Here is a 13,707-nt window from a genome sequence, read left to right as displayed (position 1 = left end):
TTCATCCCCGGACTGGAACTCTCCCGCCGCTTCTACCTCGAAGCCGTACGGCCCCTGTTGGACGAGGCCGCCCCCGGGATTACGCACTCCGCCGCCCGCCTCGGCAGCGGCTCGGAAGTCCTCGGATTCGACACCGCCCGCTCCGCCGATCACGAGTGGGGGCCCCGCCTGCAGATCTTCCTGCACCCGCAGGACGTCACCCACCACGGAGCGAGGATCACGGCACTGCTCTCCGAACGCCTGCCGAAGACCTTCAGCGGCTACCCGACACACTTCGCCCCCACCGGCGAATCAGGCATCCGGGTCATGCAGACGACCGACGGACCGGTCCACCACCGAGTCGAAGTCACAGACCTGGGCACCTGGTTCACCGCGCAACTGGGCTTCGACCCGAGCAAGGACATCACCCTGGCAAACTGGCTGGCCGCCCCCACCCAGCTCCTCGCCGAGGTCACTGCCGGTGCCGTCTTCCACGACGGACTCGGCCAGCTCGCACCAGCCCGCGCCACCCTCCACTGGTACCCCCACGACCTCTGGCTCTACCTACTCGCCTGCCAGTGGCAACGCATCTCCCAGGAAGAAGCCTTCGTCGGGCGCTGCGGCGAAGTGGGCGACGAAATCGGCTCCGCCATCGTCGCCGCCCGCCTGGTGCGCGATCTGATGCGACTCTGCCTGCTAATGGACCGCCGCTACCCGCCCTACAGCAAATGGCTCGGCAGCGCCTTCGCCCGCACCCCCCAGGCACCAGCCCTCAGCCCGGTCCTCACCGCGGCCCTCGCCGCCACCGACTGGCACACCCGCGAACATCACCTGGCCCACGCCTACGAGGCCGTCGCGGCCACACACAACCAACTCGGCCTCACCGACCCTGTCGACCCCACCACGCGGCCCTATCACACCAGACCCTTTCAGGTCCTGCACGCCGAACGCTTCACCGCGGCGCTGACCACCCGCATCACCGACCCGGCCATCCGCACCCTGCCGACGATCGGCAACGTCGACCAGTTCATCGACAGTACCGACGTCCTCAGCCATCCGGAACTGACACGCGCCGCCACCCGCGCAACGGTCTGCTCTCCCCCTGAGAACTCCGCCTCAAGGCAGTAGAGGAAGAGAGCGAAGCGGCCTGACGCTTGGGGACGTTCATCTGTACACGGCTGGGGAGCCAAGACCGTACGCCGACACCCTCGAATATCCGAACCTGCCGATAGACCCCTCAGTGCTGGATCAGGCCGCCAACCGGGACAGGGGCGACGTGGCCGGTTGCCGGAACCGTCTGCGCCAGGGCGAGGCCGATGTCGACCAGCGATGATCGGCGGAGGCAAGCGACCTCGGGGATCGGAGTCCAGACCGACTCGACGGTTTCGCCGTTCGGCTCAGGCCGGAGCTGGCCGCCAGTGATACGGACTTGGTAGAAGATGCCGACATTCTGGTGCTCGATTCCCGCACGCGCGACGGCCGCGGGGATCACCCTGGAGTCCACGCCCAGCAGGCGCTCGACCACCGCGGAGCAGCCGGTCTCCTCGGCAACCTCCCGGATCACCGTGTCGAACGGATCCTCCGCGTGCTCGACCCTACCGCCGGGAAGAGTCCAGTTGTTCGACGCGTGATGGGCGAGCAGCACCCGCCCGTCCTCGATGCACACGGCGTAGGCCGCCAACCGGAAGCTTCCCCACTTCAACTCGTCTGGGACCGCTTCGGCTACACCGTCTGTCTCTTGGCTCATTGGATCATCTTGGCCCACTTCAACTCGGCACTCGCAACCGAAATAGCAGTCGCACACACGCGGACGGCCACCGCTTCGAGAGCGACCAGACGTCCTCAGCGGTTCTGAGGCAGGGGCTATTCCGCAGCCTCGAACATCCGAACTTACCGATATCCGGGCCGACGTGACGGCCCATCCGTTCCCCGCAGAGCCCGAGGCCCCGGTCCGCAAGGGGGCGGTCGGTTGCTGGCCCCAGCCCCGCTACCGCCACCGAGCACCCTCCGTGGCGGCCCTCGCCGCGGGACTCAAGCGAACGGCTTTCACCCCGCTCACCTGGCGCCACGGCTCACCAGGAGAGTTACGTTCCCGCTTCGCCGCCGTGCGGGTCCGTCCGGCCGGCACAGCCGTCGAGCGCCCGGTCAAAGCCGCTGCCTCGGCCGAACAAGGCTGGTGGGACGGGATCCTGCCGGACTGCTGGCTGCTGGTCGAATGGCCCGACAACGCCGAGGCACCCACCGAGTACTGGCTGTCCAACCTGCACGCCCACACCCCGATCGCCGACCTGGTCCGGGTGGCCAAGGTCCGCCGGCGCATCGAGCACGACTACCGCGAACTCAAACACGGCCTGGGCCTGGACCACTTCGAGGGCCGTTCCTGGCCAGGCTGGCACCACCACACCCCGGTGACCGCCGCCCACGCCTTCATCACCGAACAGCGCCTGTCCCCAAAAGTCCCCGGACCAGCCTCACCCTCTACCAAGTCCTCGACACCCTCCAGAACACCCTGAGGTGCTGGACAGGCATCCGCACCACCTCCCACCAGCCTCTACCGAGCAGGCCTTCGAGATCGAGACGGACCTGACGGAGTCCTACTAGGAGACGAAGCCCACGATGCCTAAGCCGGGGCGCGCCTCCGCGTGGCGAAGCCAGCCGATGACGTCCATGACGGCGTCGACCACCTCGGTCTCCAGCGGCGGAGCGTGGCCGTCCCGCTTGGTCTGCTCGAACTGCTCCAGCGCCTGCAGGCACCGCTCGTGCGTCCACTCGCCACAGCGCGGCAAGTCGTACGACGGGACAGGGTCGGGCATGCCGCCGTAACCGCCGAACCCCGCCACCGAGACCGCGGTGATCCGCAGCGCCCGCAACCCTTCGTCGACGATCTCCAGCCATTCCCCCCGGAACGGGCTGAAGCACGAGTTGTCGAGGAAGGACCCCGTCAGGGAGCACAGGCGCTTGTAGGCATAGCCGTACTGGAAGGCGTACTGCCGGTTCTCATGGAAGGGCCCTGCGTGCACCACCGCCTGCAGCGCCTCGTAGGCGGTGGGGGCACCGTTCGCGATGTCGGAGGAGAACCAGGTGTCGTCCGATGCCAGATCGTCGCCAAAGCGGTCACGGATGACCTGAAGTAACTGGTCGTCGCGTGAACCCACGAGGGAACGCGCTGCCTTGGGGTCGAGCAGATACACACTCAGCGAAGAACTCATACGATCACGCTAGCCACCGTGACTGACAACCAGTTCGGGGCCTCCGGGCCGATGCCAGCCGGTCGACGGCCAGCATCTCCGGGGCGCGTCAAGACCGGAGCCGCCGCATCGCCGGTTCACTCCTTCAGCCGGGCGGCGCGGAGCGGCCAGTCCAGGACCTCGGCGCGCGGCAGATCCAGCCCGAACACCGACTCCGCCAAAGTCAGGGCCCGAAGTTCCCGCTCCTCCACGTCGACACCGTGCTCATAGAGCGACCGGCCGTCCGCCAGCAGCAGCCCCGCCTCCCGCATAGCCCCGGCGAGCCGGTCGGGGTCCACGCCGATGCGCTCATGCTCGCGGCCCGGCTCGAGAACCGGCACACGATCCGGCCGTCCTCCGCATAGCCGAGCGACGGTGCACACCGGGGCAGCCCAAGGCGGTCATGGCGGCTGTGGGTACGAGGGATGCCGCTCGGTGTCCGTCTGGTCCGGCTGTGCGGAGCCGGTGGTGAGTGGCGGTCGGGGGACCGGGGTGGGCAGTCCGAGGAGCCGGCCCCGGACGGCGGCGGCGAGCAGCGCCGGGTGGAGCAGGTCCGCAGGGGAGCCGACGAGGTGATAGACGCGGTCCAGGGCGCGCTGTGCCCTCAGGTTGCCGTGCGCGGCGAGCCGGTCCACTTCCCCCGACCATCGGCCGAACAGCGCGTCGAGGCCGGATGCCGGGCCGCCGACGGTGTGGCGCAGGTCCTCGCCGGTCGCGATGGCCCAGGGGAGGTCCGCCGCTCGGTGAAGCCGACGCATCAGCCGCCGCTCCCATCCCGGCCGCACGCCTGCGGCCAGCGCCTGCCGCAGGAGCAGGGCCTGGGTGGCGGCTACGGTGATTCCCTGACCGTAAACCGGGTTGAAGGCGCACAGGGCGTCACCCACGACCAGGAGCCCGTCCGGCCAGTGCGTCAGACGGTCGTAGCGACGCCGTACATTGTTGGTGCGACGGTGGACCGTGATGTCGCCGATCGGGCCGGCACTGCGGGTGAAGTCGGCGAGCGCCGGGTCCCGCAGGCGGTTCAGGAAGGCGTCGAAACCGGCCGGGTCGCGGGGCGGCCGGTGGTCTCCGGCGCCTACCGCCGCCACCATCCAGCGTCCGCCTTCGACCGGTAGCGCCACACCGCCGGCCGGTGCGCCCGGAACCGGAAGCATGACGATGCCAGCGACCCGGCCGAGGTGGTCGGGTGGGGCGGCGTAGACCCGACCCGCGTAGCCGAATCCGGCGTCGATGACGGTGGTCGCGGGCGCCTCGACACCCAACTGTGTCAGCCAGTCGGGCAGTCGGGAGCTGCGCCCGGAGGCATCGACGACGAGGTCGGCCCGAACGGGCGGTGCGTCGAAGCACTCGACGAGCCAGCCGCCGCCGGTCGTGGTGGCGGCGCGGCTCAGGCCTCGCACCCGCGTGCCGCCACGCAGCTCCACCCCGGGCAGCTCTGCCACACGCCGCCGGACCAGGTGCTCGACCAACGGGCGGGTGGCGGAGACCAGTTCGAGCGCCGGTGTGCCGAACGGCGCCCATCCACGTTCGCCCAGCCAGGCCAGTTCACCCGTGTCCAGCGGCACCCCGCCGGCGGCGACCAACTGTCCGCGCAGTCCGGGAAGAAGCTCCTCGATCGCCGACAGCCCGCGGTGGAGCAGTACATGGGGCTGACGGCCCTGCGGGACACCGCCGCGCGGCGCAGGCATCCCATGGCTCCGGTCCTGTTCGAGGACGGTGACCGGGCGACCGGTCGCCCCGATCACCGCTGCCGTCAGCAGCCCGGACATGCCCGCCCCGATGATGACGGTGTGCTCGGTGTTCATGACGCCTACACGAGCCGGAAAAGGAGCCGCCGCATCTGCTTGAGCCACGGCAGCGGGACAAGGCGCCACAGCGGAGCACCGGCAGACAGCGGTATGCGCCCGCGGAGTACGGCTCCGTAATCGAGTGACGTGGCGTGCGGAAAATATCCGGGCTTGCAGGCCACGACATCCTTGAAACCCTTGTTGTGGTAATAGCGTAGCTGCGGGTCACGGGGAAGGCCGTGGCGTTTTTCGCGCATGTATACGTCCGCCGGAATGTCCGGATTGGTGCGCCTCCAGGCCTGGAGACCGGGCATCGGGGAGCCGAGATGGATATCGCGCCAGCCGTCTTTGAGTGCGTGTGGCCAGAAGAACTCGAATATGGCGGTCACCGCGTCCGCGTCGACACTGCTCAGGCTGATTCCGAAGAGCGATCCGGTGGCTTCCGGATGGGGCGTCTCCACCCGGGCGCAGTCGGCCCAGGTGGCTGCCGAGCCCAACTCCGCGGTCGTGATCGGCTTCATGAACAACGAGGCCAGCGCTGCCCCGCCCGTCTCGAACGCCCCTATGCTCAACCGCGGATAGGCCTGGATGCGGGCGGCCAGCTCCGCGCGGTCCGCCGCCTGGTCCTGTTCCCACTTCGCTTGCTCCAGCGTGATGAGCGCCTCGACGTCACCCGTCCGCAGAAAACGGACCTCGATGGAGTTCGAGGGAGTACCGGATTCCCTGTCGGGGTGGTTCTGGACCAATCGGCGCGGACTGACCATGGTCATGTCTTCTCTCCTGGAAACCGAATCGGCATGCACCTCGACCATGCCGACCCGACCGATCGTTCGGGAAGTCATTCGGTGCTTTGGACGGGATTTGTGCATGAATGGTTCACCTCGGGTTCACTTTCGAAATCCCGTATTCATTCGACGTTCGGAGCGAATGTGATCCCGACTACGTTTTCCTGTTCCGCGGGAATTCGCGGGTATTCTTCAGGCGGCGTCATGCCTGCCTCGGATTTCTTGGTCGGCGGCCCCTCGCCACCCGCGCAGAAGCGGGAAGGCATTTCGCGAGCTCGCAGCGGACACCGTGGATCCGGCTCGCGTGTTCCTCTCACCGTCTTTCCCCTCCCCGTCTCAGGGAAGCCGTATGACAACTGTGCCCACCGCCGACATCCGATTGCTGCTGGACCTCGAACCGGTTGTGGAGGCCGGCCTCAACCGCCACCTGGCGACAGCCAAGGAGTGGTTCCCGCACGAGTACGTCCCCTGGAGCAGGGGCCGCGACTTCGACGGTGTGCTGGGCGGGCAGGCATGGGACCCCGGCCCGTCCGAATTGCCGGAGGCCGTACGCACCTCACTGATCGTCAATCTCCTGACCGAGGACAATCTGCCGAGCTATCACCGTGTGATCGCGGAGCACTTCGGCCGCGATGGTGAGTGGGGCACCTGGGTGCACCGGTGGACGGCGGAGGAGGACCGCCACGGCCATGTCATCCGGGACTACCTGCTGGCATCTCGGGCAGTCGACCCGGTGGCCCTCGAACGGGCCCGGATGGTTCACATGGCCACGGGCTTCGAACTCGAGTACACGGGCGCCGCCGAGGCGATCGCGTACGTGTCGTTCCAGGAACTCGCCACCCGGGTCGCACACCGCAACACCGGCCGCCTCTCCGGCGACCCCGTCTGCGACCAACTGCTGGCCCGCGTCGCCCAGGACGAGAACCTGCACATGCTCTTCTACCGCGACCTGCTCGACGCGACGTTCGACCTGGCGCCCGATGCCGCCATGAGGGCGGTCACCACGGTCGTGACGTCCTTCCGGATGCCAGGCCACGGGATCGACAACTTCGCCCGCAAGTCGGCGCAGATCGCCGTGGCGGGCATCTACGACCTCCGGCTGCATCACGACGAGGTGGTCATGCCCGTACTGCGCCGACTGCGGGTCTTCGAGCGCTGCGGTCTCGGCCCGGACGGCGAACGTGCCCGCGACGCACTGTCGGGGCACCTCGCCCGGCTCGACCGCACCGCGAACCGCTTCACCGAGCGGCGCGAGGCCGTCAGACACCGTGCTGCCTCGGCCGGCCACCGCGCCCGGGCCACTGACGGCGGCGGCAGGTGAGCGACCGTACGGACCCGGAGTGCAACCGGAAGGAGCTGGAAGAAGTGACAGAAGCCTCCGACTTTCGACCACTGCCGGCGGCCACGGGCACACCCATGGCCCACCTGCGCAGCGAGACCCCGGCGGTGTTTCGCCGGACGGCCTCGGACTGGCCGGCCGTCAGCACCTGGACGTTTCGTCACATCGCCTCCCTCGCCCCGTCGCTGCGGGTGCAGCTCGTCAAGGGCAACAGGGAGAAGGACCACACGGCATTCACCGAGTCGACGCTGGGCGAGTACCTGGATTCCCTGACCGGGGAATCCCCGGACGGCGACGATCTGACCTACCTGAAGGAGTTCGACCTGCTCAAGCGGTTCCCCGGGCTTCGGGGCGATCTGAGACACGAGCAGATGTTTCCGCGTGGCTCCGTCACGTCCTGCAGCACCTGGATCGGACCCGCCCTGGCACGCACGGGCCTGCACCACGACCTGCTTGACAACCTCGCCGTCCAGATCACGGGAAGGAAGCGCTTCTACCTGGCACGCCCCGGCACCGTCGAACGTGCCGGGGCGCTCTCCGCCAAGTACGACGCCTGGGCACGGCTGTCACGCGTGGGCATCGCCGAGCTGGCCGCCGCCCACGCTCCAGCGACCAGCGACGCCTTCTTCGCCGTAGATCTCGAACCAGGCGATGTGCTCTACGTCCCGGCACGCTGGTGGCACGAGGTCGTCAACCTCAGCGCAGGCATCCTCCTCAGCGGATTCTTCGGCTCCACGATGCGAGTGACCTCCCTCTGGGCACGCGTCCGACTCCGCGACACCCTCCATCGCGCGGGGTTGCTCAGCCCGGGCAACTGCACGTGCCATGCGGATCGCCGCGGCGCTCAGCACCGGTGGGGCGGGACGCCATGAGGCAGGCCGCCGAGCGGATCGCCCCCGGCTCCATGGCTGTCCCTCCCCTCGGATGCGCATGTCGCACTGATCTGCTGGAAGACGCCTGAACTCATTCCGACAGGAGTTCCAAGTGCGCGCAGGCACGTCCTCCCGCAGGTCATCCAGTCTGATGAAAGGGGCGGCCGTAGGCGGAGAGTTGCTCCATCATGGCCAGGTCACATGAGGATGACCAGGACCGGTTTGCGGCTCAGCACCCGGTCCCACACGGTCTGCAGGGTGCCCTTCGGAACAGGGTCGCCGTCGAGCATCCAGGGCAGCTCGTCCAGGACGACGATGCTGGGGGCGGCGGCCGGGAGCACCGCGGCGAGCTGACGCAGAGCGGTGTCCCGGTCGGCGACGGTCGTGGTCTTCAGCGCCAGTGGCCGGCCCGACACGGTACGGGCCAGGAAAACTTGTCCCATGCCGCCGGCGCCGAGCTGTGCCAGCAGAGGATAGCCGCCAACGGCCGGTGGATCCGTGGGATCCAGGCTTCTCGTGAACCTCTCCGAGCGCTGGTTGGGCCACAACAGGGCCGCACGTGCGGATACCCGCGACTGCCTGCCATCGCTATCGCCATCGCCATCGCCCTTGGCATGGGCTTGTGGGCTTGCCGTATAGATGATCAATTCATGTACTTTGCGTTGGGCGGGTGTGCGGTGGGGCGACTGCGCTGGCATACCTGCCGGCCAGGGCCCCGCCAAGCCGTGCGCATGGTCAGGCGGTACCGGACGGCATCTGTCCGCGGATCGCGAACCCCGTGGCAGTGGCCTCGGCCAGGTACATGCTCTGCCGCAGCCGGCCGTCGGCTCCCACCGAGACCGCGCCGCGCGGTCCGGCCAGAGTGAGACCGTGCAGGGCCTGGGAGACCTCACCGCCCCGCGGCGACCCCGCTTTCCGCGCGGCCCGGGCGAACAGATGCAGGCCCTCGTACGCCGACTCCGTCAGCGCCGACGGTGACGGCGCCCAGGGACCGAAAGCGGCCCGGTAGCGTCGCAGGAAGTCGGCGTTCTCCGCTGTGTCCAGGGCGGAGAAGTACGGCAGGCAGGACCAGACCCCGCTGCCTGCGGCGCCCAGATGCTCTCGGGTGCTCTCTTCCAGCAGGGGTGCGAGCGTACGGATGCGACGGCGCAGCCCCGCGGCGTGGAACCGGCGCTCGAAGTCGATCGAGCTCCACCCGACCAGGCTGGAGAGCACCAGGTCGGCGCCGGACGCCTCGATGTCCTCCAGCACGTCGTCGAAGGACGACTCGCCGAGCCGGACGAGGCGCTCGCCGACGACATGCCCGCCATGGTGCTCCGCGATGCGGCGGCCACGCGTACAGACGGCCCTCGGCCAGGAGTAGTCGTTGCCGATCAGGTACCAGGAGCGACCGCCGCTCTCGCGCATCAGCGACGGAACCGCCTGCGCCAGTTGGTCCGCCACCGACTCACCGAGCCGGAACAGCGTTCCGTCCTGCACGCGGCTGCCCTCGTTCGCGGCGGTGTAGAGGTACAGCAGGCCCGACGCCCGCGCGTAGCGGCTCACCGCGTTGAAGGTCGCCGAGCTGTGTACGCCCACCACGGCCGCCAGGCCGCGCCGCTCGTCGAGTTCCCGCAGCCGGGCCAGCCCCGTGGCGGCGTGGGTGCGATCGTCGATCACCTCGATCCGCACCGGCCGGCCGCCGATCCCGCCCTCGGCGTTGATCTCCTCGGCCGCCAGCGCCGCGCAGTTGGCGGCGGCCCGGCCGAACAGGCCGGCGCTCCCCGACATGCTGGTCAGCAAGGCGACACACGTCTCGTCGGCTCGGCTCTCGCTGTCCGGCGCCGCGCAGCCCAGGCCGCCCGTCATCCAGCCGAGAGCCTCCTGATCGAGTTCGGTGACCGTGCGCACCCGCGTGCCCCCGGGCTCACGGGCGAAGGCGAGGGTGATCCGCCCGGTCCACGGCGTCTCGTGCTGCAGCACGATCCGCCGGTACGGCCGCATCTCCACGATGCGTGCCGTGCCCCGTACGGTCGTCTCGCCCCCTGGGGCCGCGAACGGCAGGGGTATGTCGATGCCGACCGCCGCGCCGGGCTCCGCGTGCTCGAACCGCGCGGAGAACAACCAGCCCGGGCCGCCGGTTCGTCCGAACATGCCGAACGCCTCGTGCGGGGGCACACCGAGGTGCGTCTCGTTGACGAGGACGATCTCGTGCATGGGCTCTCCTCAGCAGGCCGTGACAAGGCCCGGCTGACGGGCACGCCGGGAGACGTGCCCGCTGCCGTCATCCGCTCTTCGCTTCACGCGGCCCACCCTCCGGTCGGTCCGCTGCCACCCCCTGGTCCGTGGGCAGCGACTGCTCATAGATCTGGCGCAGGAACGCGATCGCCGTGTCCGCGCGGTTGGGACCCAGGCGGTACCGTCGGTGTTTGCCGTCGCGGATCTCGGAGACCAGCTGAGCGTCCCGCAGGACCCTCAGGTGCGCCGAGACCGCGGTCCGGCCGATCGCCGGGAACGCGGCCGCGATGTCTCCGGCCGTGGGTTCGTGTTCCGATGCCAGCAGGGCCAGAATGGCCCGACGGGTCGCGTCGTTGAGGGCACGGAATACCAGGTCGCTCTCGTGGCTGTGGTCGATCACTTCCTGGGACCTCTCATCCTTTCGGAATGCGGCGGCACGGTGATGCGGCGACAACGTGTCAATGTATGTGTACCCGTTGACTTTACCGTTCACGTGCCCGCCGAGCCAGACCGGGGCGGGTGCTCAGGGCGCCATCCGGCCCGCCACATGCTCGACGATTCCCTCGTGGACCTGCCCTTCCTCGGCGATCTGCCCCTTCTCCATCAGGTACCACCGGTCCGCCACGCCCAGCGCCATGTCCAGGTGCTGCTCAGCGAGGAGTACGGCGACGCCGGCGGCAGCGAGCCGTCTCACCGCCTCGGTGAACCGGTCCACGTTGGCGGGCTGGAGGTCCTCCGTCGGCTCGTCGAAGACGCACATCGTGCCCGGAGCCGCGACCGTCCGGGCGATCGCCAGTATCTTCTGCTCCGGCCGCGAGTTCCGCGACGTTCCTCGTCGCCGGCCCGAAGAGCCCGGCGGGGCCGGACATGCTGGTCAGCAGGCCGATCTTCAGTGCACCGCCGGAGTCGGACTACGGCTTCCCGGCGCTCGGCTTCCCGCCGTCGGTGGCGCAGCCCGTCAGGGCGAGCGCGGAGGCAGCCGTGACGGCGAGCCAGGTCTTGATTGAGGTGGTTGGACTTGATGGTGGACACTTTTTCCTCCAACATGTCATCGCGTGAGCGAACGATGACATGAGCCTCAGGGGTGGTCAACCCTCGAAGAAGCCGCAACCAAAGCCGGCGCCGTACGGGCGCGGCGCAGTGATCGTCCGTGAGCTGTCGAAGCGGATCCGCACGAAGGAGCAGGCCATGAGCGAACCCACCACGAAGGAACCCGGCAGGCAGACCGGCGCGACGGCGCTCGAGGGCGCGCACAGCCGGCACGAGGTCGTGCAGACGTCCTTGGAACGCGCCGAGGAGGCGGCCCACCTCGGCGGCTTCATCACCCTCGACCGTGATGCCGCCGCCAAGACTTCCGACGAACCCGGCCCGCTGTCCGGCATGACCCTCGCGATCAAGGACAACATCCACGTCGCCGGTCTGCCCAACACGGCCGGTACCCCCGCCCTGCGCGACTTCGTCCCCCCGTGCGACGCGCCCGCGGTACGGCGGCTGCGCGACGCCGGTGCCGTCATCCTCGGCAAGGCCAACATGCACGAGTTGGCGTTCGGCATCACCAGTAACAACCAGGCGTTCGGCCCGGTCCGCAACCCGCGCGACCCCAGCCGTTTCGCCGGTGGCAGCAGTGGCGGGGTCGCCGCCCTCGTCGCGGCCGGGGTGGTGCGGGCAGGGCTGGGTACCGACACGGGCGGCTCGGTGCGTGTTCCCGCGGCCGTCGTCGGCATCTGCGGGCTGCGGCCCACGGTCGGGCGCTACCCCGGGGAGGGTGTGACGCCCCTGTCGAGTACCAGGGACACCATCGGGCCCATGGGGCGCCGGGTGGCGGACCTGGTTCTGCTGGACGGCATCCTCAGCGGTGACGACGCCCCGGTCGCCGCCCGTCCGCCGCGGTCGATCCGGCTGGGGGTGCCGACCGGTCACTTCACCGATCCGCTGCAGGACGAGGTGGCCGTCCAGTGGGAGACGGCCCTGCGCAACCTGGAGGCGGCCGGCGTGGACCTGGTCCCGGTCGATGTCAGCTCGTTCACCGCGGGCGAGTTCGCGACCGGTATGGCCATCGTGCTGTACGAGGCCCGGGTGGAGTTGTCCGCCTACCTGGCGAAGTACCGGCCGCAGACGGACCTCGCCACTCTCGCCGCCCTCATAGCGGGCCCCGACGTACGCGGCGTCTTCGAAGGCTGCATCCTCGACGGGGCCCCGGGCCTCGTCTCCGAGGACGTCTACCGCGAGTGCCTGGCCCAGCGGCAGCGCCTGCGCGCGGCCTACGCGGACACGTTCGCCGCACACGGCCTGGACGGCCTGGTCTTCCCGACCACCCCGGCCACCGCTCTTGACCTGGCCACCTGTGACCAGGGCATGATTCTGCGCGGAGAAGACGCCGACACCTTCGCCACCTTCATCCGCAACACCGGCCCGGCCAGCGTCATCGGAGCCCCCGGCCTGAGCATCCCCATGGGCGTGGCGACCAACGGCCTGCCGACTGGCCTCGAGATCGACGCTCCCGTCGGAGCCGACCGCGAACTGCTCGCCCTCGGGCTGACCCTGGAAGAGATGTGCGGTTGATGTTCCCCGGGCCGACGTGGGCGGTGCGGTCTTCCCGCAGTCCGCCCAGGGGGAGACGGTACTGCCGACGATCCCGGACTTGACCACCGGCTGACTTGCGTGTCCGGTTACGTGGTTCCACTGAGGTCTGCGCGGGCCGTCGCGTGTGAGGCTCGCCTGATGGCAACAGAGGACGCGCGACCGACGGACACGAGCGGCCGGGCCCCGGCATGGGCCCGGGGGCTCTTCGCCTACATAGGGCTGTCGCTCGCCATAGGCGCGGTGATGATGACCGTGACCTTCGGTGCGCAGGTCCTGGCCGGTGCCGGGTGGGTCGGCGTGCCGGGCCGGTTCGAGGTCGTGGAGTGCGTGGATGTGGAGTCGCCAAACGACGAGGGCGTCGTACGGACGCACTACTGCACCGGCACCTTCCACCCGGACGACGGCGGACCGGAGATCGAGGACATCACCCTCAAGGGCGGCTGGGGTGACGCGTACGCGCCGACGCCTTCGGGGAGCCGGTGTTACGGCGACTCGCCTGATGAGCCCTGGTGGTGTCAAGACGGACCGACCTCGGTGGCGGCGCGCTATGCCGGCGGCGAGGCGTGGACACTCGGCAGCGGCATGTGGGTGCCGGGTTCGATAACCGTCCTCGCCCTGTGCGGCTTCGGGCTGTCGACGCTGCTGATCCTCTATCAGCTGGTGTGGCCGGACGCCGGACGGCGGCCGCGCTGGCTGGGGCGCTGCCGCTACGGCTTCACCGCCATCGGGGGCATTGCCTTCGTGGTGATGCTCATCGCGATGGCGTTCGAGGTCAACGGCTGACCCTTCTCAGCTATGGCCCTTCTCCGGTACGGCCCCTCTCGTGGACGACGCCTATGGCCGGCCCCCTTCTGGGTGCCGGCCTTCGCCGAACGGACCGCCGTCGGTCAGACGACCAACTCCTGGTCATCCGGCGCG

15 protein-coding genes and 1 pseudogene are annotated in these 13,707 nt (G+C 69.3%); 7 read left to right on the top strand and 9 right to left on the bottom strand.

Annotated elements, in window-relative coordinates; translation table 11 throughout:
* The coding region (locus tag ADK57_RS33475) for a DUF4037 domain-containing protein (RefSeq protein WP_053753401.1) at window positions 1-1,107 on the top strand (1,107 nt) is incomplete at its 5' end.
* Between the two features lie 109 nt (window positions 1,108-1,216).
* On the opposite strand, the gene ADK57_RS33470 is transcribed toward ADK57_RS33475, so the two are convergent.
* Window positions 1,217-1,726: an NUDIX hydrolase gene (locus tag ADK57_RS33470; protein WP_053753400.1), complete on the bottom strand. Its 510-nt coding sequence runs from the start codon at window positions 1,724-1,726 to the stop codon at window positions 1,217-1,219.
* A 151-nt stretch (window positions 1,727-1,877) separates the two neighbouring features.
* Here ADK57_RS33470 and ADK57_RS33465 point away from each other — a divergent pair.
* Window positions 1,878-2,492: pseudogene (locus ADK57_RS33465) on the top strand (IS701 family transposase); the annotation flags it as partial.
* Window positions 2,493-2,576: 84 nt separating this feature from the next.
* On the opposite strand, the gene ADK57_RS33460 reads toward ADK57_RS33465, so the two are convergent.
* The 4 genes from ADK57_RS33460 to ADK57_RS33445 all read right to left on the bottom strand — a co-directional run bounded on the left by ADK57_RS33460 (window position 2,577) and on the right by ADK57_RS33445 (window position 5,763).
* Complete coding sequence (locus ADK57_RS33460) at window positions 2,577-3,188, bottom strand: DUF7691 family protein (protein ID WP_053753399.1); 612 nt, start codon at window positions 3,186-3,188, stop codon at window positions 2,577-2,579.
* 116 nt (window positions 3,189-3,304) lie between these two features.
* Window positions 3,305-3,547, bottom strand: coding sequence for a hypothetical protein (locus ADK57_RS33455; protein ID WP_053753398.1), 243 nt, complete (start codon window positions 3,545-3,547; stop codon window positions 3,305-3,307).
* Between the two features lie 60 nt (window positions 3,548-3,607).
* Window positions 3,608-5,011: an FAD-dependent oxidoreductase gene (locus ADK57_RS33450; protein ID WP_053753397.1), complete on the bottom strand. Its 1,404-nt coding sequence runs from the start codon at window positions 5,009-5,011 to the stop codon at window positions 3,608-3,610.
* A 5-nt stretch (window positions 5,012-5,016) separates the two neighbouring features.
* On the bottom strand, window positions 5,017-5,763 hold the full coding sequence (locus ADK57_RS33445) for a hypothetical protein (RefSeq protein WP_234390490.1): 747 nt from the start codon (window positions 5,761-5,763) through the stop codon (window positions 5,017-5,019).
* Window positions 5,764-6,127: 364 nt separating this feature from the next.
* On the opposite strand from ADK57_RS33445, the gene ADK57_RS33440 reads away from it, so the two are divergent.
* Together ADK57_RS33440 and ADK57_RS33435 are read left to right on the top strand one after the other, a co-directional pair.
* Window positions 6,128-7,099 carry an acyl-ACP desaturase gene (locus ADK57_RS33440; RefSeq protein ID WP_053753396.1) on the top strand — a complete coding sequence of 324 codons (972 nt, stop codon included), beginning with the start codon at window positions 6,128-6,130 and terminating at the stop codon, window positions 7,097-7,099.
* Between the two features lie 44 nt (window positions 7,100-7,143).
* On the top strand, window positions 7,144-7,989 hold the full coding sequence (locus ADK57_RS33435) for a cupin-like domain-containing protein (protein ID WP_159050197.1): 846 nt from the start codon (window positions 7,144-7,146) through the stop codon (window positions 7,987-7,989).
* 197 nt (window positions 7,990-8,186) lie between these two features.
* On the opposite strand, the gene ADK57_RS48105 is transcribed toward ADK57_RS33435, so the two are convergent.
* The 4 genes from ADK57_RS48105 to ADK57_RS33415 form a co-directional block, all read right to left on the bottom strand.
* Window positions 8,187-8,432, bottom strand: a complete 246-nt coding sequence (locus ADK57_RS48105; RefSeq protein ID WP_234390489.1) for a hypothetical protein — start codon at window positions 8,430-8,432, stop codon at window positions 8,187-8,189.
* Between the two features lie 292 nt (window positions 8,433-8,724).
* A complete protein-coding gene (locus ADK57_RS33425; protein ID WP_053753393.1) occupies window positions 8,725-10,185 on the bottom strand; it encodes a substrate-binding protein in 1,461 nt (486 codons plus the stop codon).
* Between the two features lie 67 nt (window positions 10,186-10,252).
* A complete protein-coding gene (locus ADK57_RS33420; RefSeq protein WP_159050196.1) occupies window positions 10,253-10,606 on the bottom strand; it encodes an ArsR/SmtB family transcription factor in 354 nt (117 codons plus the stop codon).
* 123 nt (window positions 10,607-10,729) lie between these two features.
* Window positions 10,730-10,966 (bottom strand): hypothetical protein, encoded by a 237-nt coding sequence (locus ADK57_RS33415; RefSeq protein ID WP_053753392.1) that lies wholly within the window; start codon window positions 10,964-10,966, stop codon window positions 10,730-10,732.
* Window positions 10,967-11,073: 107 nt separating this feature from the next.
* Between ADK57_RS33415 and ADK57_RS33410 the strand changes: the two genes are divergently transcribed.
* The 3 genes from ADK57_RS33410 to ADK57_RS33400 all read left to right on the top strand — a co-directional run bounded on the left by ADK57_RS33410 (window position 11,074) and on the right by ADK57_RS33400 (window position 13,572).
* Window positions 11,074-11,265, top strand: a complete 192-nt coding sequence (locus ADK57_RS33410) for a hypothetical protein (protein WP_053753391.1) — start codon at window positions 11,074-11,076, stop codon at window positions 11,263-11,265.
* Window positions 11,266-11,394: 129 nt separating this feature from the next.
* A complete protein-coding gene (locus tag ADK57_RS33405) occupies window positions 11,395-12,768 on the top strand; it encodes an amidase family protein (protein WP_078973483.1) in 1,374 nt (457 codons plus the stop codon).
* 159 nt (window positions 12,769-12,927) lie between these two features.
* Window positions 12,928-13,572, top strand: a complete 645-nt coding sequence (locus tag ADK57_RS33400; RefSeq protein WP_159050195.1) for a hypothetical protein — start codon at window positions 12,928-12,930, stop codon at window positions 13,570-13,572.
* Window positions 13,573-13,707 lie beyond the last annotated feature (135 nt).

It is taken from the genome of Streptomyces sp. MMG1533 (assembly GCF_001279775.1).
Classification (GTDB): Bacteria; Actinomycetota; Actinomycetes; order Streptomycetales; family Streptomycetaceae; genus Streptomyces.
This window is presented reverse-complemented; position numbering and strand designations above follow the sequence as displayed.

Excerpts from the sequence above, each read along its gene's own strand:
- ADK57_RS33470 (WP_053753400.1), bottom strand. The coding sequence starts at position 1,726 with ATGAGCCAAGAGACAGACGGTGTAGCCGAAGCGGTCCCAGACGAGTTG.
- ADK57_RS33460 (WP_053753399.1), bottom strand. The coding sequence starts at position 3,188 with ATGAGTTCTTCGCTGAGTGTGTATCTGCTCGACCCCAAGGCAGCGCGT.
- ADK57_RS33450 (WP_053753397.1), bottom strand. The coding sequence starts at position 5,011 with ATGAACACCGAGCACACCGTCATCATCGGGGCGGGCATGTCCGGGCTG.
- ADK57_RS33445 (WP_234390490.1), bottom strand. The coding sequence starts at position 5,763 with ATGACCATGGTCAGTCCGCGCCGATTGGTCCAGAACCACCCCGACAGG.
- ADK57_RS33440 (WP_053753396.1), top strand. The coding sequence starts at position 6,128 with ATGACAACTGTGCCCACCGCCGACATCCGATTGCTGCTGGACCTCGAA.
- ADK57_RS48105 (WP_234390489.1), bottom strand. The coding sequence starts at position 8,432 with ATGGGACAAGTTTTCCTGGCCCGTACCGTGTCGGGCCGGCCACTGGCG.
- ADK57_RS33425 (WP_053753393.1), bottom strand. The coding sequence starts at position 10,185 with ATGCACGAGATCGTCCTCGTCAACGAGACGCACCTCGGTGTGCCCCCG.
- ADK57_RS33415 (WP_053753392.1), bottom strand. The coding sequence starts at position 10,966 with ATGTGCGTCTTCGACGAGCCGACGGAGGACCTCCAGCCCGCCAACGTG.
- ADK57_RS33410 (WP_053753391.1), top strand. The coding sequence starts at position 11,074 with ATGCTGGTCAGCAGGCCGATCTTCAGTGCACCGCCGGAGTCGGACTAC.
- ADK57_RS33405 (WP_078973483.1), top strand. The coding sequence starts at position 11,395 with ATGAGCGAACCCACCACGAAGGAACCCGGCAGGCAGACCGGCGCGACG.
- ADK57_RS33400 (WP_159050195.1), top strand. The coding sequence starts at position 12,928 with ATGGCAACAGAGGACGCGCGACCGACGGACACGAGCGGCCGGGCCCCG.